Source organism: Halomonas sp. LC1, assembly GCF_030247125.1.
Classification (GTDB): Bacteria; Pseudomonadota; Gammaproteobacteria; order Pseudomonadales; family Halomonadaceae; genus Vreelandella.
In genome coordinates this window covers 321,183-344,502 of the sequence record NZ_JASSPG010000004.1, presented here as the reverse complement: position 1 = coordinate 344,502, position 23,320 = coordinate 321,183, and the positions used below count along the sequence as shown (strand labels likewise).

The following is a 23,320-nucleotide window of genomic DNA, read 5'->3' as shown; positions in this document are numbered from 1 at the left end:
CTAGGCGTGCAGAAAAGCGACAACGAGAGTGAACCCGGGATTGATGATAACGAGACCCTCGTCCTTAACTTGGCAACCCCCACGACCAGTGCCACGTTTGCACTAAATATGCCGTCCGACTCAGGCATTATTAGTGGCAGCTATACGCTTTTTAATTCTCAAGGTGATCAAGTTGGGAAGCCGATAGAGCTGTCACTCAATAGTAATGAAACGCTTAACGTTGTAAGTGATACAGCATTCCAATATGTAGCGTTTGAAGGGCACAGTGCTGGTGGTAAAGGCGCCAGTGACAATGGTTTCTTTGTTGACCCCCAGAGCTTGCTGTTAGACGGAAAAATGGTCGATCTCTCGAGCGTTGGTCTCGGTGAACAAGTGATGCAGTCAGTGGTAGAGACCTACACACACACCTTCGATTTAACCGCGAGCCTTCAGGATCAAGATGGTAGTGAATCGTTAGACTTGATCATCGAAGGCGTACCAGCGGGGGCGACCCTCGACCCGGGTGAAGAAAATGATGATGGCAGTTGGACGCTGACGGTAGATGGACACACATTTGACGGACAGGTGACCGTTACGGCGCCTGCGGCAGCGGATAACTTCACATTAACGGCCAAAGCGGTAGCCACTGAGCGTAACCCTGGAACAAGCGACGATACGGTCGCCAAAGATCATGCAGAGGCGACCGATACGGCTGAGGTTCAGCTCATACCAACCGCCAGCGACGAGCAGGCGCTCACCACAGATGGAACCCTGGAAGGCAACCTGCTGGATAATGTGGACTTTGGCTCTGATGGCCAGGGCGCAAATGGTGGCTTGAAGTCGCTGAAAGTCGGAGGAACGGTTCACGACGAACTTGATGCCAATGGCCAAGTCATCGTCAATAACGTGCTGGGCGGTACGCTGACGGTCAACTTGGCGACAGGCGAGTACTCGTTGAAAGGCGCAGGTGCGGGTACCACCACGCTGCAAGTCATGGCCGAAGACGCTGATGGCGATGAGGTCACTTTCGACTTCGACGTTACCAGTGCGGGTGATACAACAGCCGATATCTCAGAAACCTTTGATCGGGGTAATGAAGGCTGGAGTACAGAGCATGGAGGCGCAGCGTCAACTAGTTACGGTATGCTGAAAGTCCATGAGGGCCAAACCGTTGAGAAAACCTACGAAGATCTTACCCCCGGCCAATCGGTGGAGGTGTCATTCGATGTAATGACAGCTAACTGGAAAGGACATGAGTTTTGGGAAGAAAGTGATGTGATCAATATCACCATCAACGATGATCAATATAGTTATAGAGGAGCTCAGAGTGGCTGGTTTAACAAGTCGGCAACGGTGGATGAAAACGGCAAGCTGACCATCAGTATTGAAGCTGACAATTTGGATTCTGAGTACGATGGTCCACTCTATATCGATAATGTCTCTATCCAAGGCGGTGAAAATGTTAGTAGCATCCTTATCGGCGATGACGACAGTGCCGAACAGTTCGTGTTGGACGACAGCTCAGACGACGTCACTATTGAGCATTTTGATGTAGCCAATGATGTGCTGGACCTTTCTGACCTGCTGGATGATGGCAGCTCGGGATCGGTTGACGATTATCTGATCAGTGCAGCAGATCAAGAAGATGACTTGGAAATTGAAATTAGGTCAAATAGCGAAAATGGCAGCAGTAAGAGCGTCACTTTGAAAGACGTTTCTCAGAGTGATTTTGCAGATATGAATGAAGATGTCATTAAAGCTATGATCGAGGCAGGACAGCTCAAAATCGACCAGTAATCTCTCACCCAGCCTAAAGGCCGCCTTCGGGCGGCCTTGTCGTCTCTCACCCAGCTTTACATTACGCAACCAATGAGCGCGTTTACTTACAGAGGAAGCCGCTATGCTCTACATCAAACGAAATGCCCGTGGGGAGATTGTGATGCTCAGCAAAGAGCCCTCGCCTGAGTGTAATGACACCATCGCGGCGGATTCGCCAGAGGTATTTGCCTTTCTGGCACAGCAAACGGGGCAGTCGGCGCAAATGATCGCGTCGGATCTAGCGTTTGTGCGGGTCGTAGAAGATATGCTGGAAGTGCTGCTAGAGAAGGGCGTGCTCAGCTTTACCGATTTGCCCGCTGCCGCTCAGAGTAAGGTGATGGAGCGTAAGTCGCTGCGCGCTAAGAACGATGTGAATTTGATTAGTGATGATGGCGGTATTATTTGACGCGGCAGAGGCCGCGTCGTGGTTTACCTGAATCACAGTACTAAAGGTAGCTTGAGCGATTAGTTCAAGCGTACGCCTGGTCCCGTCGCCCCATCCACACCTGTGCGGAACAGGCTTTCTAACTCTTCAGGAGTTGAGACTCCTTCGGCAATCACCTGAATCCCTAGCGAGTGGCACAGCGTGGCCATGCCGCGCACGATGGTTTGCTGCTCATTCGAGGCATGAATATCGCGAATCAAGCTGCTATCCATTTTGAGATAGGCAAGCCCTACATCGTGTAAGTCGGCCAACTTAGTGAATTCCGCGCCCACATGCTCGATACCAAACTGGCAGCCCAGAGGCCGCAGTGCGCTGCACAGCCCGCGTAGGCTTCCAATGGAGTGCGCTGTCAGCGTAGCCGGCACTTCGAAGCAGAGCTTGCTGGCGAGGGCAGGCTGTTTCTCTAGCAGCAAACGAAGCTCGTTGACGAATTGTGCATTGTTGATTGACGCAATCGAGAGGTTTACGCCAATAAACTGCCCTGGGTTTGCTTCTAACTGAACGAGAGCCTTTTTCACAACGGCGATGTCCAGCGCTGGCTCAAGCGCAAAACGGGTAACCCAGGGAATGAACAGGCCTGCCGTTTGCCAAGCATTGGCAAGCTCCAGTCGAGCAGGACATTCATAGTGCAGTACTCGGTTCTGGGCATCGACTACAGGGAAATAAGCAAGCTGCGGGCCTTGGGCAATGGCCGCGGTTAGCGCGTTACGCCAATCGGTATGGTTACCGAACAACGACCCTTGCTCTCGCTGGCGAAGAGCGATATTACTCGTGCTGCTATCACTTTCAGCTTCGGCCAGGGCATCGTCTAACGTGGCCAGCAGCGGACCGCGCTCGTCGTCTGAGTGGTAAGCGACTAGCGCCGTCGCTAGGCGTATGTCAGCCTCAGGGGCACTAGCAGCGACCTTTTCCAGTGCTTGTTGCAAACGGGGTAGTAGGGCATCTGGCTGCTCTTCCAACGGCAACATCAGCAGGAAGTCGCTGCCGTTTAAGCGCCCAATCATCGCTTCGTCGGCGCTGGTTTCCAGGGCGGCCAACTCTGTGACCAGGGTGCTAAGCAGTTTGTCAGTGGCCTGGTGGCCTAGCTGGTCGTTCAAGCTCTCTAGAGCTTGCACGCGTACCATCACCATCAGGCCTGTGGCGCGGGCATCGTCGCTACCTAATAGCGAGGCCAGCCTGCCCATGAGCACCTCACGGTTCAAAGCCCCTGTGACGCGGTCGTGTTGCAAATGTCGGCGCAGCTCGTCGAGCTTTTGGCTCTCTTGGCTGAGCATTTGGCGTACGTTAGCGGACAGCACGTTCATCGCTTGAGCGACTTCACGCAGCTCTAAGGTGCGGGGCTCCTGAATGGTAGTAAAACGTCGCGCGCTGATATCCTTTGCCTGAGCGACGACACGTACCAGCGGATGTTTGATGCCTCGCACCATCACGGTGGCAATCGCTAAGCTAATCGCCCCAGCTAATACAAACCAACCAGCGAGTTCCAACATACTGCGCCACAAAGAGGCATAGGCGTAGCTGTGCTGGCTCTCCAGCTCTAGCGTGCCGAACTGCCGCCAGCCATCTTGAATCGTCGCGGTGCCGGTGGGTACATCGAACTGCACTAGGCTGCGGAACCAAGCCGGAACGTCGCCGCTGTACTCACCGGCGCGGCGCTCAACCAACACTTCGCCTTCGGCATCGCGCAGAATGATTGAGCGGTAGTAACCGGTATCGAACTGCGCCGAGATCAGCAGCTCTAAAATCACTAAATCTTTGTCGAGCTGGCTCATGGAGAGCGCCAGAGTCGTGGCATTGTCTTCGTTTTTGATGCGCACTTCCTGCTCGATATAGTCACGGCTGCTGGTAATACTGATCGCCAAGCTGCCGACAAACGACAACAGCAAGAGCGCAATAATGGCCAGCCAAAGCTGTTTAATCAGCGACATAGCGCCAGTCCTCTTAAATGAATCCTTGTGATTGCATCCGCCCGATCACGCTACGCCAGCGCGACAGCCGTGCCAGCGGGTCGGCACGAGATTCCGAGCCACCGCCTGCCCAAAGGCCGTCGCTGTTAAAGCTGAAGACGGGGTCTAAATCATTGCGCTGAGAAGCCGGTGAAATGGAGGGTGCAATGTTGTCCAGTACCAGCGGTTCGGCATTGGGAGTCGAGTAGTAGCCTAGCACCATGTGAGCCTGGGTGATTTGGCTACGCCCAATGCGGGCGCGAACGTAGATCATACGCAAACGTTCCCCCGGCACACCCAACTGCTTCAGGGTGATGTATTTAGCGATGGAGTAATCCTCACAGTCGCCTTGCCTTTTACCCAATGCTTCTAAGGGCGTTGCCCAAAAGTCCTCTTCTCCCCACACGCGGATATCTTCTACCCAGCGCACACGGCGATTGAAAAAGTCGTTCACATCGCGAAGCTGAGCTTGCACGTCCTGGCCACGTAAGCGCTCCAGCAATGCAAACCACTCTTCTAAAACGTTGAGACCGCCTTGCCCATACAACTGCTGCATGCTTTGCCGCAGCTGTTGGGGATTGAAGGCTACGGCAGAGGAGGGCGAAATACCCAGCTTGGCCCCTAACAGCAACGCGCCAGCAGTGGCTAAAAACTGCCGACGCGACAAGGTGGAAGGCGGGCGGGAGGAGGAAGTAGACATGGACGCCATTAGCGTTGGTCAAATATCGCTTAAGACTACAAGCTAAGGCAAAAAAGCGCTATATCTCCTCAGAAGAAAGTATCAACGTTTATATGACTGGTTCTTCTTGGTGTGGTTTTGCCGTCAAGTCCATACCCAGTGCACGCATGACGGCCAACATCGTCTTCAGCGTTGGGTTGCCTTGCTCGCTGAACGAACGATAGAGCTGCTCACGGGAGAGGCCGGTTTCGCGAGCAAGCTCTGTCATTCCTTTAGCGCGCGCTACGATACCCATCGCTTTAGCAACATAAGTGGCATCTCCAGTTTCCAGCGCATCAGCGAGAAAGAGAGCGATGGCTTCATCGTTCTCTAAGGCTGCTGCCGGGTCATAGTCGTAAATCTTATCGCTCATGATTCCTCCCATTGTGCTGCCAGACGCTGCGCTGTATCGATATCGTTTTGCTGCGTGCTTTTATCGCCACCACACAACAGGATGACAAGCTCATTACCGCGTTGTTTAAAATAGACACGATATCCTGGGCCATGATGAATACGCAGTTCACTGATGCCTTGGCCAACGGGTTTTACATCGCCAGCTAATCCGTTGGCCAGCCTGAAAATACGGGCGGCAATCAGTGCTTTGGCGCGCGAATCGCGGAGCTTACGTTCCCACCGTCGGTAAGTGTCGGTCTGTTTGATAGCGAGCATAAAAATATTGTAGTTCTTAGACTACATGCGTGCAAGCTATGAAAAACGGTGCTTAGCCAGTCGGTGCCGTGCGCAAAGTATACTACTGAGAAGAAGCCTGATACGTCTCTTCCAGCAGCGGTTCAAGCGCTGGCCAAACGTTGTCGAGAATGATCGGCTGAGCGTCTGCCGTGGGGTGAATGCCATCGCTTTGCATCAACTGTTGGTTGAGGGCGATATCTTCCAGTAAGAAGGGCACGAGCGAGAGGTCGTACTCCTCCGCCAGAGAGTGATAGACCCCGGTGAAGGCATCGCGGTAGGCTTGACCGTAATTCGGTGGAATATCGATACCTAACAGCAGCACCTCTGCGCCTGCTTGCTGGCTTTGCTCGATCATGGTGGCGAGATTGGCGCGCATTTGGGCGGGTGGTAAACCGCGCAGGCCATCGTTGCCGCCCAGTTCTAACAGAACGATATCCGGCTCACGCTGTCCGATGATATCGGAAAATCGCTGAGCACCGCCTGAGGTGGTTTCGCCGCTGATGCTGGCATTCACCACTTGCGCCTCACCCTCAAGGCGCTCTGCTAGCAACGCGACCCAACCCTGCTCTTGCTCAATACCATATGCCGCGCTCAAGCTGTCACCCATCACAAGGAGCGTCAGCAAGTTTTCTTCAGAGGTGCTGGCATATATCGGAGCAGCACCCAACAACATTACCAGCATCAGGGCGCTCGCCACGCCGAGTCGGGCCGTCGTTTGCTCCCGTCGAAAGGTCAGCGCCTGAGCCAAACATTGTTGAACCGCTCGTTTTCGAATTGCTACAGGGAATCCACGTTTCATGTCTTACTCCTCTGACCCAACATCCTATACCTCGACCGAAGATGCGCCATCGCGCTCGCCCAACACCGACCCCTCTGCTATCCCGAAGGTTCCCGAAGAAGCTGTGAGCCAGCCAGTGCTGCATGCGGAAAAGCTGGCCAAACGAGTGACCAGCGGTGAACGCACGCTGACCATCTTACACGACCTGTCGTTAAGCGTAGCGGCGGGAGAGAGCGTTGCCATTTTGGGTAAAAGCGGCGCGGGTAAATCCACGCTGCTGGGCTTGTTAGCAGGGTTGGATACGCCCAGCGACGGTGAGTTGACACTCTTTGGCCATGCGCTGAGCCGCTTGGATGAAGACGGCCGTGCCGCATTGCGGGCAGGGCGAGTAGGGTTTGTGTTCCAGAACTTTCAACTGCTGCCGACGCTCAGTGCGCTGGAAAACGTGCTGCTGCCGTTGGAGCTTTCGCCCCGCGCCGGAGAAACACGCACCGCCCAGCAGTGGTTGGAGCGTGTAGGGCTTGGCGAACGTACTTCCCACCAGCCCAAACAGCTCTCTGGCGGCGAGCAGCAGCGCGTCGCCATTGCGCGTGCCTTCGTGACGGACCCTGAGCTGGTGTTTGCCGACGAGCCGACTGGCAATCTGGATCCGGATACCGGTGCGCAGATCATCGACCTGCTTTTCACGCTGAATAAAGAAGCGGGCACAACGCTGATTCTCGTCACCCACGACCACGCCTTAGCGCGCCGATGCGACCGCTGCCTGCGCCTCACTAACGGCCAGCTAGTCCCGTTCGAGCCAGCCCCAGCCAACAGCGGGGAAGGCGATGAGTGATATCAACTGGCGTTTGGCCGCTCGGAGCTTAAAGCGCGACCTTCGCGCGGCGGATGTGCGGGCGCTGTTTGTCGCGCTAGTACTGGCGGTGGCCGCTTCCACCATGATTGCCTTTTTTCTTGATCGCTTGGAGCGCGGCCTTGAGCGCCAAGCCGGGCAGATGCTGGGGGGCGATTTAGTGCTCGAACAGCGCGACCCTTTCCCAGAAGAGCTGCGCAATACGCTAGAGCAGGCAGGTTTTACGCTGAGCGATCAGGTGGACTTGGTCTCCATGATCAGCCAGGGGGAGCGCTTCCAGCCCGCCAGCCTCAAAGCGGTGGATGACGTGTACCCGCATTACGGTGTTTCTCACGTAGATAGGGGCAGCGGCGTCGAGCAAATCGCCTCTGGCCCACCTGCAGGCGAAGCCTGGGCAGACCCACGGTTAGCCGAGCTGATTGAGATAGAGATTGGCGACCGCGTGCAGGTGGGGCAAACGGAGCTGACCATTAGCGGGATTATCGAGCGCGAAGCGGACCAGTCCTCTGGCTTTGGTAACTTCAACCCGCGCTTGATGCTCAATACCGCTGACCTTGAAGCCACTGGCCTAGTACAGCCAGGGTCACGCATTGAGTTTGAACTGCTGGCTGCCGGGCCGCCCGCCGCGTTAGATCAGGTGCAAGGCTTGTTGGCACAGCTAAGGCGTGATGGGGTAGAAGTGCGTGATGTGCGGGTAGACCGCCCGCAGTTGGGTAACGCCCTGCAACGTGCGGAAAGCTACTTAGGCCTGGCCGGGTTAGCAGCGGTGCTGTTGGCTGGGGTGGCGGTTGCTATGTCGACCCGCCGCTACGTAGAGCGTCACCTGGATACCGCTGCGCTGCTGCGCTGCTTTGGGGCCAGCCAGTATCAGCTTGTGACGATTTTCAGCCTGCAACTCATTGGGCTGGCGTTAATGGCCTCCCTCATTGGCGCACTGCTGGGCTTGGTCGGCCAAGCCGTACTGCTGTGGCTATTGACTAGCTTTCTGCCCATGACGCTGCCACCCCCTGGCATTATGCCGCTGTGGCTCGGCATCTTCACCGCGCTGGCGGTGCTGGTGGGGTTTGCAGGGCCAACGCTGCTGCGTATCAAGCAGGTGAGCGCGCTGAAAGTCCTGCGCCGAGAGCTGGACCCGCTGCCGCCCGCCGCTTGGCTGGTGGTGGGGGTGGCCAGCATCGTATTTGGCGGCCTGCTGTGGCTCTATTCAGGCAGCTTCCCTCTAGCCTTGGCGCTTCTGGTGGGTGGCTCGGCTTTACTGGCGCTGCTTTGGGGCGTGAGTTCTTTATTGCTGAATGGTTTGCTTCGCGCTGTGCAGCGCCTTAAGGGCGGCGGCGAGTGGGTTCAGGCATTTCGCTTGGGCGGGCGTCAGCTGGCCCGCCGCAAGCAGGCGGGGCTTGGTCAACTATTAGCCTTCTCGGTGACGTTTTTTGCTATGGCGATGATTGTCCTGGTGCGTGGGGATCTGCTCACTACTTGGCAAGACCAGCTCCCAGAAGATACGCCCAACTACTTTGCCATCAACATTCAGCCCGGCGAGCGTGATGCGTTCGAGCAAGCGGTTGCGCCTCGGGTCGATACCCAAAGCACCCTTTATCCCATGGTGCGTGGGCGTATTACCGAGATTAACGGACAAGCGCCCAGAGATGCTGTTCCCGCTGATGCCCGAGGCGATAACTCGCTGCGCCGTGAACTTAACTTGACGTGGCAATCCGAACTGCCCGAAGGCAACCAAGTGGTGGCAGGGCAGTGGTTTACGCCTGCCAGTGAGCCAGAAGGCTGGATGAGCGAAGTGGACGCGACGCCTCCTAGCGACTCAGAAACTGTTCCCATTTCGGTGGAGGATGGTTTGGCTGAGCGTCTTGGCTTGGGATTGGGAGACGAAATCACGTTCGCCGTGGGCAGCGACAGCATCACAACACGCATTGAAAGCCTGCGCAGCCTGAATTGGGACAGCTTTAACCCGAACTTCTTCGTGATCTTCCCGCCCGGCGTGCTGGAATCGTTCGGCCATAGCTTCATCACCGCTTTCCATCTGCCAGACGAAGAGCAGGGCTTGGTTCGTGAGCTGGTCAGCGACTTCCCCGGCGTCTCGCTGCTCAACGTAGATGCCATTCTAGGGCAGGTGCGCGATGTATTGACTCAAGTGACTCGTGCGGTGGAGCTTGTGCTAATCCTGGTGCTGTTGGCGGGCGTGAGTGTGCTTTACGCCGCGCTCACCGCCAGCCGCCCGGTACGCGCCCATGAAAGTGGCCTGCTGCGGGTATTTGGTGCTGGCAACCGGATGATCTCCCGCGTGCAAGGGGCCGAATATGCCTTGCTCGGGTTCGCCAGCGGCCTGCTAGGGGCGGTGCTTGCAGAGCTCGCCACCGCCGCGCTCTACCTCTACTGGCTCGACTTAACCCCGCGCCTGCATATCGGCCTATGGCTAACGCTCCCCATCGGCGGCGCGCTGCTGATAGGTCTCATCGGTCATGCGCTCTCCTACAGCCTACGCCGCCAAGCCCCGGCGGCTAGCTTAGGATTATTAGGCGAAGCATAAACCTACCAGCAATAAAAAAGGCGGCTATCTGTAGCCGCCTTTCCTATGCAAGAGCCACCCTTTATTATCATGCAGCATAGCTTTTCAATAGCGGCCAAGCGCCTTGTTTTGAGGCTTCAAGAACCACAATTTCGACGATGGTATTGTCATCAGCGTAGCTAATGTGGGTGTTCCAATCTTGAGAGGCCTCTCTAGCAATCGGTTTCTCAGAAAGGTGGAGCACCAGGATATCATCAGCCTCATCGTAAGTGGTTCTCATGGCATGGCCTCCCAGTCAAAATGATGCATTACGTCTTTACCACTAATAAATCTTCTAACACGACCGCCGCACACACGAGATTATCGGTGCGCTTAGGAAATGCTTTCGCAATCCAGAGTCGAGTGTCATCTTTAAAGCGGGTATCGCCCGTTTCGAGTAACTCGATCAATTGTTCTTCGCTAATGTTGCGCTCAAGCATTCGTTCTCGCGCGTGGCGAGTGATATGTACTTGGCGTTCAAAACGTCTGCAAAACATACCTAGATGCTCAAGTTAAGATTCATTGTTCGCACATCACTAATTTGGTGAGAATAGCATAACTCGTATGGCCTAACCCTCACCCATCTACACCTCAAATCGAGATGGCGGTGCTGCAGCTTGGTGATATGCTAAAACCTTTCAACAGGGAGGTCGTGTCATGCAGGCGAAGGTGGTGAAGTGGGGCGCTGCAGGGGTATCGCTTTGGCTAGTGGCGGGAGCCGCGCAGGCGTCGCTGCAACAGCTAGAGGCCGATTTACAAGCAGAGCTGGCAGGCGATGGCGCTAGTATGGTTATCGGGCAGCTTGTGGAAGAAGCCAACAGCTACGTGGCGGAAGATGTGGCGATTACCTATACCAACGGTGATTTGCTCTCGATTGATCGTTACCGCGTGGATGGTCGTTACGCACGGCCAGCGTCAATTACTCTAGATGGCATCAGTATGACTGAATTGGGGTTCGACTCGCCGGTGTTGACCGTGGGCGAGCTGGTACTACGAGAGCCTGGCGCTGCCGTTCCCATGTTAGAAACCTTCGAAGCGGAAGGTAGCATCATCAACGCACTCAGCCTGAGCGATATTACCTTCCGGCTAGAGGGCAGCCTGGCAGATGAGCTAGCCGCTGAGCTTGAGAGCCAAGCACTAGCCGGTTTCCTCTCCATCGATTCCCTAGAGCTAGAAGACGCGAGCAGCAGTGCCGTTGGTCTCATCGCGTTACAAGGAGTTAGCGGTGAGCTGAACGACTTCGCTACCGGCATTTCCGCGACGTTGGCATTAGGGGATATGCGCATTGAAGCGTTAGAAGGGCTCGACCGCCCCGGAGAAGAGCGCCTTGAGCATGCCGAATTGAACGGTTTCAGTTTAACCGGCGAGCAGTGGAGCGTATTACTGGATAACGCTTGGGTAAAAGGCAATAGCTACGTAGGCGAAGCGGGCTTTAGCGGTGCGGAATTTGATCTGGGCGAGTTAATCCATCTAGTGCCTCCCTCCGAGCGTGAAGAGCTGCAAGCCTTGAACCGTGTGCTGACGGGCGGGACCGGGCGTTTAAGTGCCGAGGGGCAAAGTGCCTCCCAGTGGCAGGAATCAACCCCTAATGAACCGAGCAACCGCAACCGCCTTACCTCGGAAGGGTATTTGCAGCTTGACGGAGTCGGTGGCCTTGAGTTCTCCATGGATGTGCCCATCAGCTTGCCCAAAGGGGCCAGCTTAGAACAGGCCACACAAAACCCCGCCCTGTTTGAAGCGGCGACGCTGTACGGCGGTCATGTGTCCGTGGCATATCGCGATGAAGGTATGCTACCGCGCATGGCCACTGAACTGGCTGCTCAAGAGGGGATCAGCGAAGAGCAGGCGATCTCTCAAGCCTGGGCGCAGGCGCAGCAGTTGGGGCCGTTACTTGGCCCGCAAATCACGAAGCTGATGGTCGGTATGGTGGATATCATGGCAGGCCACGCCCAATCCCTCACCGTCGATGTCGAGCTACCCAATCCGTTTATGCTCAATCAATTCATACTCAACCCCATGGGCAGCAGCGAGCGGCTCACCTTCACTGTTGAGTTGAAATAGCGTGGTTGTCCGGTCGGTCAGGTTTGAGGGGCGGCTGGCAACATGAAACATGCTCATGTAAGACCTGACGCGGATGCGATGAAAGTCGCGTCCGCCTGCGGTATGATAGCCGCCTCGCTTCTCCATGATGATCCTTTCGTAACGAGGTTCCCGCCGATGTTCAGCCGCGATATGACAATTGCCGGATTCGATGATGCGCTGTTTGATGCCATGCAAAAAGAAGTGGCACGCCAAGAAGCCCACATCGAATTGATTGCTTCCGAAAACTACGGCAGCCCCCGCGTACTCGAAGCGCAAGGCAGCCAGCTGACCAACAAATACGCCGAAGGCTACCCAGGCAAGCGCTACTACGGCGGCTGTGAGTTTGTCGATATCGCTGAAAACCTGGCCATCGACTACGCCAAGCAGCTGTTCGGTGCAACCTACGTCAACGTGCAGCCGCACTCTGGCTCGCAAGCCAACAGCGCCGTTTTCCAAGCGCTGGTCACGCCGGGCGACACCATCCTCGGTATGAGCCTGGACGCGGGCGGCCACCTGACTCACGGGGCCAAGCCTAACTTCTCTGGCAAGCACTACAACGCCATTCAGTACGGCCTGAACGAGCAAGGCCTGATCGATTACGACCAAGTCGCTGAGCTGGCCCGTGAGCACAAGCCTAAGATGATCATCGCCGGTTTCTCTGCCTACTCACAAATCGTGGACTGGGCGAAATTCCGTGAAATTGCCGACGAAGTAGGCGCTTACTTGCTGGTGGATATGGCGCACGTTTCTGGCTTGGTTGCTGCTGGCGTTTACCCCAGCCCGCTGCCCCACGCCCATGTGGTGACCTCCACAACGCACAAAACCCTGCGCGGCCCGCGTAGCGGCGTGATTCTCTCGGCAGAGAACAATCCGGACATCGAGAAGAAGCTGCAGTCGGCGGTCTTCCCCGGTGGTCAGGGCGGCCCGCTGATGCACGTCATTGCTGCCAAAGCGATCTGCTTCAAAGAAGCGATGGAGCCCGAGTTCAAAACTTACCAGCAACAGGTGGTTAAGAACGCCCAAGCCATGGCGAAAGTCTTTATCGACCGCGGTTACGACATCGTATCCGGTGGTACGGAAGACCACCTGTTCCTGCTGTCACTGATCAAGCAGGGCGTGACCGGTAAAGATGCGGATGCTGCCCTTGGCCGCGCCCACATCACCGTCAACAAAAACGCTGTACCGAACGACCCGCAAAGCCCGTTTGTCACCTCAGGCCTGCGTATCGGCACCCCGGCCGTCACCACGCGCGGCTTTGGTGAAGAAGAGTGTGCGCAGCTGGCAGGCTGGATTTGCGATATCCTCGATGTACTGGCCAAAGGCGAAGACACCAGCAGCGTTGAAGCCCAAGTGTTGGATAAAGTTGCTGAAGTTTGTGGCCGCTTCCCGGTTTATAAATAAATACCGCTTTGCCACATAGTGTGCAAAAAGCGCTAGCCCTCAGGGCTAGCGCTTTTTATTTGAGGGGAGTTAATTAGGGCTTGGGCGAGTCTTGGCGAATGATGCTCACCTTTTGCTGTTCCTTGGTCCACTTGCCCGCTTTCTTATCAATATATTGGAAGTGTTCATTGGTAAAGCTGCCTTGGTTACAAGCATGACGGTAGGAGACCGTGGGCACGTGAGCTTGATCCAATAGCTTGATGAAAACGCCCGGCCCCGTCAGCTCAAACACGTTAGTAAGCTGATTCTCTACGATGTTGTGATGCACCTGCTCAATCAATTTAAGCAGGTTGGGGTTACCGGGACGACTGGCAATAAAGTAGTTGCTTAGTTCTCCTTTGCGGGTCGTCACATACAACTCGTTGATATCTGCGGGTACTACCCGGCCTAATGGCCATATGGCATGGGCGTCGATGTCCAGGTAAACGCCGCCATGTTGATAAAGTGCCAATAGTCGCCAAAAATCGGCCTGAGCGGCACCAATCTGCAATTTATCGTAGCTCTCGAGCCACGCAGGGTCGAAGTTTTGTTTAATGAAGTCCTGGCGCGCTTGGGTGATCATGAAACGATACTCAAAGCGCGGTGCCATCAGACGATTGAAAAGATAATTGAGATAAACCGGCAGCGTCACCTTATTGGTAAAGTTGGTTTGCCAAATAATACGAGGGATGACGGTCTCTTGCTTGGCGGGCAGCCAGGGGGCTGCGCGTTCTGGCAGCGTAAAACGCTTGTTGGGAAAGAGGGCGTGAAATCCATAGCTCAATACTTTCGTAATGTTGGCCAACAGTTTGATCACCCGGCTGACGGCCACGATATGGGGCTGGCGGGTACGGCGACGTGAAGACATGGTCGTCCTTTCGATGAGCAAATGAAAAGCCTAGCGTGTTGGCTAGGCTTTCAGTACGTCAGTGGTGTAAGAGCGGGGTATTACCAGCCGCCCTGAGCCTCTAACAGGCTGCGCATATTATTATCCAATGGCAATTGGAAGTCTGCACTTCCCAATACCATGGCATCGCCAGCGCGAACGACACGAGCGCTCACGTATAAATAGTCCTGACCTTGGGCATAGGTACCCATCAGGATAGAACGTGCATTGTGCTGAGAGCTTAGCCGCTGAACTTGGCGGGATAGAATCAACTCCCCCACGCTCTCTTCGATAAACATGCTATCGCGCATTTTGACTTCGCGAACCTGCATCCCCTGTTGGGCCAGGGCCGAGGCCATGATCTCAGAACTGATCCGACCAAAGGTCGAGGATTGGCTGAGGTTGTCGATACTGACAAAGGTGGCCGCAATCATCGGGCTGTAGCGGGTCAAGTCGGGGTTGTTCATCACCATCTGCTCTGCCGCTTCATGGGCGAGCTCTGACAGGTCAGGTTCTGGTTCTTGAGGCTGAGCGTTGTTGCCCAAGTTAGCGCAGCCCGTCAGCAGTAACGTCATGCAAAGTGCAGCCAAAACGTCAGCGCGAAACAGGCGCACCGACGTTAATGCAAAAATCGAACGTAAAGACATAAACATTACCAAGTATCAGTGATAGAAACGGTCGGGGTCGTGGGAGTTCTAGGGACCCGGTGCGGGGCATATTGGCGACGATCACCCGAATTAATGTAATAGATATTGGAGGAAGAGTAGAGGATTTGATCCTGTTCCACTATCTGAGTGGTGATGATGATTTCTTCATTACCCTTGGCTGTCCAGCTACCGTTGGTAGTGTCGGCCACCATGGCCGCCGGAATGAGTGCCAATGCTGGCTCGCTCCAGTTGCCCAACGGGATACTGGCCACCGCGATGCCACTCGCCAAGGCGGTGTAAGCGCCGAAGGGGGGGCGCGTATAGCCGCGATCCCGGTGTTCGACCACTTCCACGTCGATTTGGATGGTGGCGCCGTTAGCGCGAGGCTGAGTCGTCACGCTGCCACCACCGGATACTAGCTCGCTGGTCAACAGTGTTCTAAAACCACGCTCGAATTCCCCGCCGCTGTAATATGAGCCGTACTGCTCATGTTCCGGCGCCGCAATGTGTAGGTCACGAAAGCGCACCCGCTCGCTGGATAGGATGCCGGCGGCTTCATGCTGAGCAAGCACTTCCCAGTGCTGGGCGGCCTGCATTTTTTGCTGTTCCGTATAGGGGTATGTTGTGGCAATGGGGGCCTGAGAAGTGCTGGCGTAAAAACAGCCGCTGAGCATCAGGCTCGCAAGTCCCAGGCCAACGGGGCGTAAAAAATCGACAATGGGGTGTGACATAGGACGAGTGCGCACCTGGTAGTTCCTTATCGCTACTAATCGGCTTTTTGATAGACTAGTTTGCCATGCTTAGCATAGATCGGCCACGAGGTTAGAAACTTGAATGAGTAATCACTCCCATGCTTGAGGACCACCGCAGCGGCCCACGTCATGACTCCCTGATGTCGACGTATCCTGAGGACGATAGCAACAGCGGCTGGATGATCAGCTATATCGACATTATGACGCTGCTGGTCGCCCTATTCGTCATCATTATTGCGGCTGCCGGGGTCACAAGCCCCGACTGGACCCCCGATGACGCGGAAGTGGACACGAGCACAGGCCTGGCGACACCGCTGGAAGTGCCGCTGCCTGCCTTACTGGATGAGCGTCGTCCACCGCGCTCCCCAATGCCAGTGGTGGTGCCAGGTGAGCTCAGCCCCATGGCGATCAGCGCCGCCTTGGGCGTGGCAGGGCTGCCCCCGCGGGCCGAGGTGGTGCCCAGCGTGCCGCCGTTACTGGCGCTGCCGGAAAAGGTGGTGAACTCTGCATCACCATCAGAGCCTGCGCGGGTAGCGTCGCTCACCGACACCCTGCAAGCCGCGTTGGCGTCTGCACCTTCGTCGTCAACGCCGAGGCTGCCCACGCCTCTGGTGCAGAAAGAGGATCCGCCAGCGCCGCTTCCCTTGGCGGATTACATGGTACTTCTCACGGATCGCCCCCCCGTGAATGTACAAGAGATCAGCGACGAGGCCATCAGTAGCGCTCTAGCACTCACGGAAAACTTGGCCGAGCGGGTAGAGGCGTCCCCCTATTTGCCCAACTTGGAGGGTGTCGAAGTCTCCCGGGTGGCCGAAGGGATCAGCCTACGCGTGCAGGACAGGCTGCTTTTCCCCTCGGCGACGGCAGAGCTGACACAAGGCGGCTCATCGCTGGTAGGTAGCCTGCTGGAGACGATTCAGCGCTATGACGGTGAAGTGTGGGTTGAGGGCCACTCCGATAGCCAGACCATTAATACCCCAGAGTTCTCCTCGAACTGGGCGCTCTCTAGCGCCCGTGCGATTGCCATTGTCGAAGCCTTGGAAGCGGCCGGTGTTGCGCCAGAGCGGCTGCGGGCCGTGGGGCTAGCGGCGACGCAGCCGTTGGAAGATAACAGCACGGCAGAAGGGCGGGCACGCAATCGCCGCGTCGAGGTAGTGATTCACGTGGAGTAGCAGTGTGGTCAAAAAAAGCCCGCCGGGGGAGGCGGGCACGAAAGGGCTTGGCTCACTGCAGCCCACTGACATCAGGTGAGGGGGTGTACAAGGTTGTCAGTGGGTACAATTCGAGTATAGCTATTTGTGAGCGTTTGCCAAGGCTTTGTGCAATTTTTTTGCAGATGTCTTCCGGCGCCGTTTTATTACGGGCCTCTTCCCGCACTGTACTGGTGCACTTTAGGTGCCCTGTTTTGGTGCTTGCCGTCGTTATGGCACCGTGATTTTTTTCAAGCGTTTGATTTTTATTGTCTAAATGCTATTGGCATGCATTCTGCTTTATTGCTTATCTAAGAACGACGTCCGCGTAACGGCTTTCAAGAACGCAATAAGGTGGTGTCATGACCGAACACACCCACACGACAGTCGCCCACTCTGAGGGGGCGAGCCTTACCCAGCAGCCGCCAGGAAGCCCCGACCCGGCCCTTCAGCCGCGCTTGGTGGTCACCGACTTAGATGGGTCGCTGCTCGATCACCACAGTTACGACTTCTCTCCTGCCGCGCCTTGGTTGGCTCGCCTAAAACAGCTGGGCGTGCCCGTGATCCCAGTCACCAGTAAAACCCGTGCCGAACTGATCTCCCTGCGTGAAGCGCTAGGCCTAACGGCGACGCCGTTCGTGGCGGAAAACGGCGCTGTGATTGGCCTGCCGCCGGGCTGGTGTCACGCCCGGTTAGATCGCCCTGGCAGCGGGCTGGACGGCGTGGTCGTGAAACACACCGGTGTGGACGTGGGGTTTATCCGTGCACGGCTGAACGTCTGGCGCAAGCGTTTGGGCGTGCGCTTTACCCGGATGAGCGAACTGGATATGGCGGCTGTGATGTCGCTCACCGGTTTAGACGAAACCCGCGCCAAAGCGGCCCGGCAGCGTGAAGGCAGCGAGCCGCTTATTTGGGAAGACGACGAGGCTGCGCTGGCCAATTTCCGGTTAGCGCTGGAAGGCGATGGCTTGATGCTCACCCAAGGCGGACGCTTTTGGCATGTGATGGGGAAAGCCTCGGATAAGGGCAGCGCCGTTGATTGGCTCATCAAGCGCTTTACCGCGTTGCGTGGCCGTGAGCCGCTCTCATTAGGACTAGGTGACGGCCCGAACGATATATCCATGCTCGATGCCGTCGATCAGGCCGTCGTGATCAAAGGGTGCCACGACTTGACCGTCACGCCGACGAATACAGCGCTATATCGCACTCAGGAAACCGGGCCGACAGGCTGGGCCGAGGGGGTGGCCCACTGGTGGGGGCGAGACGACCGCCGATTAGCGGCGGCACCTACCCAAGCGTCCGTTACGGCATAATCAACGAGGGATCAGCGTATGAGTGATTTTCATCAGAATGGCGTCATTACCGATTTCCACAACCTCACTCGCCGTCCGGTGGAGGCGCTCGAGCAGGAGCTAGGCCAGTTTGCCAAGCGTCGTCCGATGGGGCTGATACTCCCGTCGCTATTTTCCGAGTTGGAAGGCCCAGCGCTTTCGGCCATTGTCGATGAGCTGGTGAAAGTGCCTTATCTCAATGAGATTGTGATCGGCCTGGACCGGGCAGACCGTGAGCAATTCCTATATGCCCGCGAATTCTTCTCTCGTCTTCCCCAGCACACCCGCATTCTGTGGAACGACGGGCCACGCCTGCGTGAGCTAGACGCCGAGCTGGAAAGCCACGGTTTAGGAGCCTTAGAGCCCGGCAAAGGGCGCAACGTGTGGTATTGCGCAGGATACGTGCTGGCCTCTGGCCGCTCGTCGGTGGTTGGCCTGCATGACTGCGATATTCTGACCTATGACCGTAGCCTGCTGGCGCGGCTCATGTATCCCGTGGCTCACCCACGGTTCAATTACAGTTTCTGCAAAGGCTATTACCCCCGCATTGCCGAAGGAAAGCTCAACGGTCGGGTGTCTCGGCTGATGGTGACGCCGCTACTGCGAGCGCTCAAAACCGTATGCGGGCCGCTGCCCTATTTGGACTACTTGGATAGCTTCCGTTATCCGCTCTCGGGGGAGTTTGCGATGCGCAGCGATGTGCTGGAAGGCATTCGTATCCCCGCTGACTGGGGCCTGGAGATTGGGGTGTTGTCTGAGCTGCAGCGTAACTACTCCCATCGCCAGCTCTGTCAGGTCGATATTGCCGATGCCTACGACCACAAGCATCAGCCCGTTAGCGAGGATGATGCCAACGGCGGCCTGAATCGCATGAGCCTGGATATCGCCAAAGCACTGTACCGTAAGCTGGCCACCCAAGGCGTGAGCTTCAGCAGTGAAGATTTCCGCACGCTAAAAGCGACGTACTACCGTTTAGCACTCGATTTGATCGAAGCCTACGACCACGACGCCACCATGAATGGCCTGAGTTTGGATCGCCACTGTGAAGAGCAGGCGGTGGAGCTGTTTGCCAGCAATCTGCTGGAAGCAGGCAATTTATTCTTGGATAACCCCCGCGAACGGCCGTTCATTCCTAGCTGGAACCGGGTACAGGCCGCCGTACCCGATATACTGGCGCGAATGCACGAAGCGGTAGAGTTGGATAACCAGGGCAAGGTGTAGCTGGGAAGTGTAGCTGGGAAGTAAGGTGAGCAAGCCCCCGCCTAGTCGGGCGGGGGCAATGCCTAGTTAGAAGTCGCTGAAGGAAGAGGGTTGGGCTGCGGGCGCGGCAATGGCAGGCTGGTGGGTTTCTTTGTTCAACTTGAAGTTAGTCACCAAGTGGCGAAGCTGGGTGCTTAGCTGCGCTAGCTGCTGGGTCGCGTGGTTGCTCTGCTGTACCAGTCCCGCGTTTTGCTGGGTCATTTGATCCATCTGCGTCACGGCCTGGTTGACCTGCTCGATACCGCTGCTCTGCTCGATGGTGGCTGCCGAGATTTCCTGTACCAGCGTACTGAGCTGCTGAATATCGGCGACCACACCGGTAATCATCTCACCCGTGTTTTTGACTTGGCGGCTGCCTTCGACCACCTGCGCATCCGCGTTTTCGATCAATCCTTTGATCTCTTGGGCGGCGGACGCCGAGCGGCTGGCCAGCTGGCGCACTTCATTGGCGACGACGGCAAAACCACGGCCTTGCTCGCCTGCGCGGGCCGCTTCCACCGAGGCGTTCAGCGCCAGAATATTGGTCTGAAAAGCGATGGCATCAATGGTATTCACGATGCTGCTCATTTGCGTCGCGCTGTTGTTGATGTTCTCCATTGTGTGAATCACTGACGCCATAGCGTCGCTACCGCGTTGGGCGCTTTCAGCGGTTTTGGTGGCCAGGGTGCGGGCATGGTCAGCGTGGTCGGCGTTCTGTTTCACCGTGGCCGTTAATTGCTCCATGCTGGAGGCGGTTTCTGCCAAGGAGGCCGCCTGCTCTTCAGTTCGGGTGGAGAGCTCTTCGTTGACACCGACGATCTGCTCCACGCCATGATTCACCTGATCGGCACCGTGGTGAATGTCGCTGATGGTGCCTGCCAACGTCTCGCGCATGCGGTTAATGTCATACAGCAAGCTGTGCTGATCCTTGGCGGAGAGCGTGGCGGCTTGGGTAAGGTCACCATCGGCAATATGGCGTACCACCGTGGCTGCATAGCGCGGGTCGCCGCCTAGACGACGGGCAACGTCACGAATGACCCAGCCCATTAGCAGCGTCACCGGCACGCCAATCACTAATAAAATGATCGCTGAGCGAATCAGGCCGGTAATGAAGGCGGCATTGATGTCGTCGACATAGACGCCGGCGGCCAATGACCAACCCCACTCTGGCAGGTGTGCGACATAGCTCACTTTGGGCACTTGGTCATCCCCGCTGATGCGGCGCGAGTAATAGTCCACATGACCGCCACCGGCTTGGGCAACGTCCAAGAAGGCAGCGTACAGTCGCATGCCGCTGGCATCTTGATAAGCGCTCATATCCTCGCCTCGTGGGCGATTAGGGTGCGACACGATCGCCAAGTCGTTATCGAAGGCAAACACATACTCGCCTTCGCCAAAGCGCACGCTGGCAATGTTATCGATGGCTCGCTGCTGCGCTTCGTCTTCCGTCAATTCGCCGCTCTCGGCGCGCGCCTGTAGCGCTTCCAACTGTCCATGGATGCTGCTCACAATATGCTGAATGCTATCGCGACGTTCACTTTCGATGGTTTGGCGGTTCTCCCACGCCAGCCAGCCCACGAGGAGTAGCATCGCCACCCAGATGATGCCGAGGGTGCTCCAAAGTTTCTGTGTCGTTGTCAAACGGTTCATGGTGTCCCTGTGAAAAATCCAATCAGTAAGTAAGCCCTTACTGTTATCGGCCAACATTGCTCATACCTTAGTCGAATTAAGAAAAAGGTGACGATATAGTCTTATCTTTAATTCTAAAAGATATAAATATATAACTTAAAATTGCGCTATGCTCAGTGCACGGACTTAATGCACGTCAGCTATCAATGGGAGGCCCTTGATGCAACGACCCATCGTCACCCACTTTTTCGACGAACCGACCAATACGTTCAGCTATGTGGTGGAAGACCCCAACAGCGATGCATGCGCCATCATCGACTCGGTACTCGACTTCGATTACGCCGCCGGTCGCACCGACGTTCGTTCGGCGGAGCAGATCATTGTGTATGTGCGTGGCAAAGGGCTGAAGGTGGAGTGGATACTAGAGACCCATGTCCACGCGGATCATCTGTCCGCCGCACCGTACCTACATACCAAGCTGGGCGGCAGCACCGGCATTGGCGCCCACATCGTCGACGTGCAGGAAATTTTTGGGAAAGCCTTTAATGCAGGCACTGAGTTTGCGCGGGACGGCAGCCAGTTCGATGCGCTCTTTAAAGAAGGCGACACCTTCAATATCGGTGGGCTTGAAGGGCGGGTGCTGCATACGCCGGGTCATACGCCAGCCTGCTTAACCTATGTGGTGGGCGATGCCGCCTTTGTGGGTGATACCTTATTCATGCCGGACTACGGCACGGCGCGCTGTGATTTCCCAGGCGGCGACGCCCGCACGCTTTACCGCTCCATTCAGAAAGTACTGGCACTGCCCGAGCAAACGCGGCTGTTCTTATGCCACGACTACAAAGCGCCGGGTCGAGACGCCTATCAGCATGAAACCACCGTTGCCGAACAGCGCCAGGCCAATGTCCATGTGCACGACGGCATTAGCGAGGAAGAGTTCGTCAAGATGCGTACCGAGCGAGATGCCACGTTAGGCATGCCGCGCCTGATTATTCCTTCTGTGCAGGTCAATATGCGGGCTGGTGAGCTACCGCCTGCCGAAGATGACGGCCAGGTGTACTTAAAAGTACCGCTCAATCGGTTTTGAGCGGTGGGTGGCGCAACTTTAAATCGGCAGGTATCCAGCAATGAAAACGAATGTAGGTGGCTTTGACAAAATGGCGCGTATTGCAGTGGGCGCACTGCTCATTGTGCTAGCGCTAACAGGCACGATTGGCGCATGGGGCTGGGTCGGCGTGATTCCGCTGGCGACGGGGCTATTTAGTTTCTGCCCACTCTACCCGCTGCTGGGGATTTCAACATGCAAAACCAAGCGTTAGATCGTACAAGGAGTTATTTGTGAATGCGATGGCGAGCCTGCAAGGGCTGGTAGGTGGCGTGCTGATTGGGCTTTCAGCGGTGTGGCTGATGGGCGCGCTAGGGCGTATTGCCGGTATTAGCGGCATTATTGGCGGCTTAATTACTCAGCGGCCTAAAGGAGACAGTGCTTGGCGGGTGGCGTTTTTAGCGGGGCTAATTAGTGGCCCGCTACTGGTCATGGCTGTTGGGGGTGGACTTGGGAACGTGGCAGGTGTGCCCGGTGCGGTGATTGGTGAACCTGCAGGCGGCGTGCCGCTTATGTTGTTAGCAGGCCTGCTGGTGGGGATAGGCACGGGGCTTGGCAGTGGCTGCACCAGCGGCCATGGCGTATGTGGCTTGGCGCGGTTAGCGCCCCGGTCTATGGCGGCTACTGGAACCTTCCTGGTCGCGGCCATCGCGACGGTCTATGTGGTTCGGCATGTCATCGGAGGTGGGGTATGAGCACACCGGCCGTCAAAACCGCAGCGGGATACCTCGCTGGCCTGCTGTTTGGTTTGGGGCTCGCGATTTCTGGGATGACCGACCCCGCGCGGGTACTCGGCTTTTTGGATATTGCCGGTGTCTGGGACCCAACGCTGATATTTGTACTGGGAGCCGCAGTGGGCACCACCTTTGTGGGCTACCGGTTAGTCTTTGCCCGCGGTACGCCACTTTTTAGCACCCAATTCCAACTGCCGACCAAGCAAGAGCTAGATGCCAAACTGTTAGGCGGCGCGGCGCTGTTTGGAGTGGGGTGGGGCCTCTCAGGTTACTGCCCTGGGCCTGCGATTGCCTCTATTGGTGGGCTAACGTTGCCACTGCTGGCGCTACTGGCGGCGATGGTAGTGGGTTGGTGGATCGCTCAGCGACTCTCCCGATAGTTGATCAGCGTTGCGGATAGCGCTCGGCCGGGCTCAGTGGAGCATCGTCATTCAGCGACTAAAGTCAGTGCAGGGGTGCCGGCATGCCACGAATCGAACAAGGCGCTGATGCCTCAGGCGTAGCAAATAACACAAAAGGGCG

General features: G+C 56.5%; 24 protein-coding genes. 13 read left to right on the top strand and 11 right to left on the bottom strand.

From position 1 onward, the window contains the following. Positions 1–1,776, top strand: a 1,776-nt coding sequence (locus tag QIT27_RS09035) for a hypothetical protein (RefSeq protein ID WP_285263549.1), incomplete at its 5' end; no start/stop codon positions are given. A gap of 103 nt (positions 1,777–1,879) precedes the next feature. After that, entirely contained in the window at positions 1,880–2,203 is a 324-nt protein-coding gene (locus QIT27_RS09030; RefSeq protein WP_044630740.1) for a hypothetical protein, read from the top strand. A gap of 59 nt (positions 2,204–2,262) precedes the next feature. Here QIT27_RS09030 and QIT27_RS09025 read toward each other — a convergent pair whose 3' ends face one another. The 5 genes from QIT27_RS09025 to QIT27_RS09005 form a co-directional block, all read right to left on the bottom strand. After that, on the bottom strand, positions 2,263–4,170 hold the full coding sequence (locus QIT27_RS09025; protein WP_285263548.1) for an EAL domain-containing protein: 1,908 nt from the start codon (positions 4,168–4,170) through the stop codon (positions 2,263–2,265). A gap of 13 nt (positions 4,171–4,183) precedes the next feature. Further along, on the bottom strand, positions 4,184–4,897 hold the full coding sequence (locus QIT27_RS09020) for a transglutaminase-like cysteine peptidase (protein WP_502875195.1): 714 nt from the start codon (positions 4,895–4,897) through the stop codon (positions 4,184–4,186). A gap of 79 nt (positions 4,898–4,976) precedes the next feature. Next, on the bottom strand, positions 4,977–5,279 hold the full coding sequence (locus QIT27_RS09015) for an addiction module antidote protein (RefSeq protein ID WP_285263546.1): 303 nt from the start codon (positions 5,277–5,279) through the stop codon (positions 4,977–4,979). Continuing rightward, entirely contained in the window at positions 5,276–5,575 is a 300-nt protein-coding gene (locus QIT27_RS09010) for a type II toxin-antitoxin system RelE/ParE family toxin (RefSeq protein WP_285263545.1), read from the bottom strand. Before QIT27_RS09010 ends, QIT27_RS09015 begins: the two co-directional genes overlap by 4 nt. A gap of 82 nt (positions 5,576–5,657) precedes the next feature. Then, the gene (locus QIT27_RS09005; RefSeq protein WP_285263560.1) at positions 5,658–6,269 is read right to left on the bottom strand and encodes an arylesterase; all 612 of its coding nucleotides are present in this window, start codon (positions 6,267–6,269) and stop codon (positions 5,658–5,660) included. Positions 6,270–6,393: 124 nt separating this feature from the next. Here QIT27_RS09005 and QIT27_RS09000 point away from each other — a divergent pair, with 124 nt between their 5' ends. Both QIT27_RS09000 and QIT27_RS08995 read left to right on the top strand, forming a co-directional pair. Then, entirely contained in the window at positions 6,394–7,209 is an 816-nt protein-coding gene (locus QIT27_RS09000) for an ABC transporter ATP-binding protein (RefSeq protein WP_285263544.1), read from the top strand. Beyond that, positions 7,202–9,766, top strand: a complete 2,565-nt coding sequence (locus tag QIT27_RS08995) for an ABC transporter permease (protein WP_285263543.1) — start codon at positions 7,202–7,204, stop codon at positions 9,764–9,766. Before QIT27_RS09000 ends, QIT27_RS08995 begins: the two co-directional genes overlap by 8 nt. 67 nt (positions 9,767–9,833) lie before the next feature. Here the strand turns inward: QIT27_RS08995 and QIT27_RS08990 are convergent, their stop codons facing one another. Together QIT27_RS08990 and QIT27_RS08985 are read right to left on the bottom strand one after the other, a co-directional pair. Further along, positions 9,834–10,025: a DUF2283 domain-containing protein gene (locus tag QIT27_RS08990; RefSeq protein ID WP_285263542.1), complete on the bottom strand. Its 192-nt coding sequence runs from the start codon at positions 10,023–10,025 to the stop codon at positions 9,834–9,836. A 28-nt stretch (positions 10,026–10,053) separates the two neighbouring features. Then, positions 10,054–10,281: a DUF4258 domain-containing protein gene (locus QIT27_RS08985; RefSeq protein WP_502875194.1), complete on the bottom strand. Its 228-nt coding sequence runs from the start codon at positions 10,279–10,281 to the stop codon at positions 10,054–10,056. A gap of 160 nt (positions 10,282–10,441) precedes the next feature. Between QIT27_RS08985 and QIT27_RS08980 the strand changes: the two genes are divergently transcribed. Further along, positions 10,442–11,845 carry an aq_1923 C-terminal domain gene (locus QIT27_RS08980; RefSeq protein WP_285263540.1) on the top strand — a complete coding sequence of 468 codons (1,404 nt, stop codon included), beginning with the start codon at positions 10,442–10,444 and terminating at the stop codon, positions 11,843–11,845. Positions 11,846–12,001: 156 nt separating this feature from the next. After that, on the top strand, positions 12,002–13,267 hold the full coding sequence (gene glyA / locus QIT27_RS08975; protein WP_285263539.1) for a serine hydroxymethyltransferase: 1,266 nt from the start codon (positions 12,002–12,004) through the stop codon (positions 13,265–13,267). A 73-nt stretch (positions 13,268–13,340) separates the two neighbouring features. Here glyA and QIT27_RS08970 read toward each other — a convergent pair whose 3' ends face one another. From QIT27_RS08970 to QIT27_RS08960, 3 genes are all read right to left on the bottom strand, one after another. Then, positions 13,341–14,153 (bottom strand): glycosyltransferase family 32 protein, encoded by an 813-nt coding sequence (locus QIT27_RS08970; RefSeq protein WP_285263538.1) that lies wholly within the window; start codon positions 14,151–14,153, stop codon positions 13,341–13,343. A gap of 80 nt (positions 14,154–14,233) precedes the next feature. Beyond that, on the bottom strand, positions 14,234–14,818 hold the full coding sequence (locus QIT27_RS08965; RefSeq protein ID WP_285263537.1) for a FlgO family outer membrane protein: 585 nt from the start codon (positions 14,816–14,818) through the stop codon (positions 14,234–14,236). 5 nt (positions 14,819–14,823) lie between these two features. Further along, entirely contained in the window at positions 14,824–15,549 is a 726-nt protein-coding gene (locus tag QIT27_RS08960; protein ID WP_253015649.1) for a hypothetical protein, read from the bottom strand. A 119-nt stretch (positions 15,550–15,668) separates the two neighbouring features. Between QIT27_RS08960 and QIT27_RS08955 the strand changes: the two genes are divergently transcribed. From QIT27_RS08955 to QIT27_RS08945, 3 genes are all read left to right on the top strand, one after another. Beyond that, positions 15,669–16,742 (top strand): OmpA family protein, encoded by a 1,074-nt coding sequence (locus QIT27_RS08955; protein ID WP_285263536.1) that lies wholly within the window; start codon positions 15,669–15,671, stop codon positions 16,740–16,742. Between the two features lie 380 nt (positions 16,743–17,122). Further along, a complete protein-coding gene (locus tag QIT27_RS08950) occupies positions 17,123–18,073 on the top strand; it encodes an HAD-IIB family hydrolase (RefSeq protein ID WP_285263535.1) in 951 nt (316 codons plus the stop codon). An 18-nt stretch (positions 18,074–18,091) separates the two neighbouring features. Continuing rightward, positions 18,092–19,312 (top strand): glycosyltransferase family protein, encoded by a 1,221-nt coding sequence (locus QIT27_RS08945; protein WP_159342722.1) that lies wholly within the window; start codon positions 18,092–18,094, stop codon positions 19,310–19,312. Between the two features lie 66 nt (positions 19,313–19,378). Here the strand turns inward: QIT27_RS08945 and QIT27_RS08940 are convergent, their stop codons facing one another. Continuing rightward, positions 19,379–20,980: a methyl-accepting chemotaxis protein gene (locus tag QIT27_RS08940; RefSeq protein WP_285263534.1), complete on the bottom strand. Its 1,602-nt coding sequence runs from the start codon at positions 20,978–20,980 to the stop codon at positions 19,379–19,381. 199 nt (positions 20,981–21,179) lie between these two features. Between QIT27_RS08940 and QIT27_RS08935 the strand changes: the two genes are divergently transcribed. The 4 genes from QIT27_RS08935 to QIT27_RS08920 are packed head-to-tail and all read left to right on the top strand — an operon-like array spanning position 21,180 to position 23,178. Beyond that, on the top strand, positions 21,180–22,046 hold the full coding sequence (locus QIT27_RS08935; RefSeq protein WP_285263533.1) for an MBL fold metallo-hydrolase: 867 nt from the start codon (positions 21,180–21,182) through the stop codon (positions 22,044–22,046). Positions 22,047–22,086: 40 nt separating this feature from the next. Further along, a complete protein-coding gene (locus tag QIT27_RS08930; RefSeq protein WP_285263532.1) occupies positions 22,087–22,278 on the top strand; it encodes a YgaP family membrane protein in 192 nt (63 codons plus the stop codon). Positions 22,279–22,306: 28 nt separating this feature from the next. After that, the gene (locus QIT27_RS08925; protein ID WP_371825106.1) at positions 22,307–22,759 is read left to right on the top strand and encodes a YeeE/YedE family protein; all 453 of its coding nucleotides are present in this window, start codon (positions 22,307–22,309) and stop codon (positions 22,757–22,759) included. Next, positions 22,756–23,178, top strand: coding sequence for a DUF6691 family protein (locus QIT27_RS08920; RefSeq protein WP_285263530.1), 423 nt, complete (start codon positions 22,756–22,758; stop codon positions 23,176–23,178). Before QIT27_RS08925 ends, QIT27_RS08920 begins: the two co-directional genes overlap by 4 nt. The last annotated feature ends 142 nt before the right edge of the window (positions 23,179–23,320 follow it).